Raw genomic sequence first — 3,241 nt, 5'->3', positions numbered from 1 at the left:
GGGAGCCTGACGATTACCTACTTTCACACGGGAATCCGCACTATCATCGGCGTGGAGTCGTTTCACGGTCCTGTTCGGGATGGGAAGGGGTGGGACCGACTCGCTATGGTCATCAGGCATGACTTGTTGCTGTGTCGCTTTTGTGGGCGGCACAACCAATCCGGAAGAAGTAGTTTCTGATGAGGGAACATCAGATGAAGCTTTTGGGTTGTGTCGTTTCTGGCACAACATCGATCTCTCAACCGTGCGTGGTGTCCTTACCCCCTTCGGGGGCAGGGTCCGCGTAAGCGCTGAAGCGCTAACGCTGACCGCGAAACACACCGGTTATAGGATCAAGCCTTACGGGCAATTAGTATCAGTTAGCTTAACGCATTACTGCGCTTCCACACCTGACCTATCAACGTCCTGGTCTTGAACGACCCTTCAAGGGGCTCGAAGCCCCGGGGATATCTCATCTTAAGGCGAGTTTCCCGCTTAGATGCTTTCAGCGGTTATCTCTTCCGAACATAGCTACCCGGCGATGCCACTGGCGTGACAACCGGTACACCAGAGGTTCGTCCACTCCGGTCCTCTCGTACTAGGAGCAGCCCCCTTCAAATATCCAGCGCCCACGGCAGATAGGGACCAAACTGTCTCACGACGTTTTAAACCCAGCTCACGTACCTCTTTAAATGGCGAACAGCCATACCCTTGGGACCGGCTACAGCCCCAGGATGAGATGAGCCGACATCGAGGTGCCAAACACCGCCGTCGATATGAACTCTTGGGCGGTATCAGCCTGTTATCCCCAGAGTACCTTTTATCCGTTGAGCGATGGCCCTTCCATACAGAACCACCGGATCACTATGACCTGCTTTCGCACCTGCTCGACTTGTCGGTCTCGCAGTTAAGCACGCTTATGCCATTGCACTATCAGCACGATTTCCGACCGTACCTAGCGTACCTTCGTACTCCTCCGTTACACTTTGGGAGGAGACCGCCCCAGTCAAACTGCCTACCATGCACTGTCCCCGACCCGGATCACGGGCCAAGGTTAGAACCTCAAACAAGCCAGGGTGGTATTTCAAGGTTGGCTCCACGCAGACTGGCGTCCACGCTTCACAGCCTCCCACCTATCCTACACAGACCGGTTCAAAGTCCAATGCAAAGCTACAGTAAAGGTTCATGGGGTCTTTCCGTCTAGCCGCGGGGAGATTGCATCATCACAAACACTTCAACTTCGCTGAGTCTCGGGAGGAGACAGTGTGGCCATCGTTACGCCATTCGTGCAGGTCGGAACTTACCCGACAAGGAATTTCGCTACCTTAGGACCGTTATAGTTACGGCCGCCGTTTACCGGGACTTCAATCAGGAGCTTGCACCCCATCATTTAATCTTCCGGCACCGGGCAGGCGTCACACCCTATACGTCCACTTTCGTGTTTGCAGAGTGCTGTGTTTTTATTAAACAGTCGCAGCCACCAGTTTATTGCAACCCCTTCACCCTCTGCCCGCAGGGGCATCAAGCTACAGGGGCGTACCTTATCCCGAAGTTACGGTACCAATTTGCCGAGTTCCTTCTCCCGAGTTCTCTCAAGCGCCTTAGAATACTCATCTCGCCCACCTGTGTCGGTTTGCGGTACGGTCTTGTTAGACTGAAGCTTAGAGGCTTTTCCTGGAACCACTTCCGATTGCTTCGTCGCCTGAGCGACTGGCCTCGCACCCTTGAATTCCGCGCCCGGATTTGCCAAGACGCCTTCTCCAATGCAAGGACCGGGACTTCCAACACCCGGACAACCTTCCGCGATCCGTCCCCCCATCGCATCTAACAATGGTGCAGGAATATTAACCTGCTTCCCATCAGCTACGCATTTCTGCCTCGCCTTAGGGGCCGACTCACCCTACGCCGATGAACGTTGCGTAGGAAACCTTGGGCTTACGGCGAGGGGGCCTTTCACCCCCTTTATCGCTACTCATGTCAGCATTCGCACTTCCGATACCTCCAGCACACTTTCCAGTGCACCTTCGCAGGCTTACGGAACGCTCTCCTACCATGCACATTACTGTGCATCCGCAGCTTCGGTATATGGCTTAGCCCCGTTACATCTTCCGCGCAGGACGACTCGATCAGTGAGCTATTACGCTTTCTTTAAAGGATGGCTGCTTCTAAGCCAACCTCCTGACTGTTTTAGCCTTCCCACTTCGTTTCCCACTTAGCCATATTTCGGGACCTTAGCTGGCGGTCTGGGTTGTTTCCCTCTTGACACCGGACGTTAGCACCCGATGTCTGTCTCCCGTGATTGCACTCTTCGGTATTCGGAGTTTGCTATGGCGAAGTAATCCGCAATGGACCCTTCAACCATGACAGTGCTCTACCCCCGAAGGTGAGACACGAGGCACTACCTAAATAGTTTTCGGAGAGAACCAGCTATTTCCAGGTTTGTTTAGCCTTTCACCCCTATCCACAGCTCATCCCCTAACTTTTCAACGTTAGTGGGTTCGGACCTCCAGTACGTGTTACCGCACCTTCATCCTGGCCATGGATAGATCACCTGGTTTCGGGTCTACACCCAGCGACTGGACGCCCTGTTCGGACTCGCTTTCGCTACGCCTGCCCTAATCGGTTAAGCTCGCCACTGAATGTAAGTCGCTGACCCATTATACAAAAGGTACGCCGTCACCCTCTTTCAAAGGCTCCGACTGTTTGTATGCATGCGGTTTCAGGATCTGTTTCACTCCCCTCCCGGGGTTCTTTTCGCCTTTCCCTCACGGTACTGGTTCACTATCGGTCGATCACGAGTATTTAGCCTTGGAGGATGGTCCCCCCATCTTCAGACAGGATTTCACGTGTCCCGCCCTACTTGTCGCATCCCTAGTTCTTCCAATCTGTTTTCGCCTACGGGGCTATCACCCGCTATGGCCGCACTTTCCAGAGCGTTCGGCTAACAGTTCAGATAAAGAATGCAGGCTGGTCCCATTTCGCTCGCCACTACTCTGGGAATCTCGGTTGATTTCTTTTCCTGCGGCTACTTAGATGTTTCAGTTCGCCGCGTTCGCTTCACTGAGCCTATGTATTCAGCTCAGGATGACCCATACGGGCCGGGTTTCCCCATTCGGATATCGGTGGATCAAAGCTCGTTTGCCAGCTCCCCACCGCTTTTCGCAGGCTACCGCGTCCTTCATCGCCTGTGATCGCCAAGGCATCCACCACATGCACTTGTTCGCTTGACCCTATAACGGGTGTGTCTCTTGCAAGACCCACT

Annotated in this window: 2 rRNA genes; both read right to left on the bottom strand. The window is 53.9% G+C overall.

What is annotated here, in order from left to right:
* Positions 1 to 4: 4 nt before the first annotated feature.
* A 5S ribosomal RNA gene (gene rrf / locus AC1ECK_RS36555) occupies positions 5 to 117 on the bottom strand.
* 211 nt (positions 118 to 328) lie between these two features.
* Positions 329 to 3,209, bottom strand: a 23S ribosomal RNA gene (locus tag AC1ECK_RS36550).
* Between the last annotated feature and the right edge of the window lie 32 nt (positions 3,210 to 3,241).

The organism is Paraburkholderia sp. SSBN10T (assembly GCF_056619545.1).
Note: the sequence above shows the minus strand (reverse complement) of the source record. Positions and strands in the feature narration are given on the sequence as shown.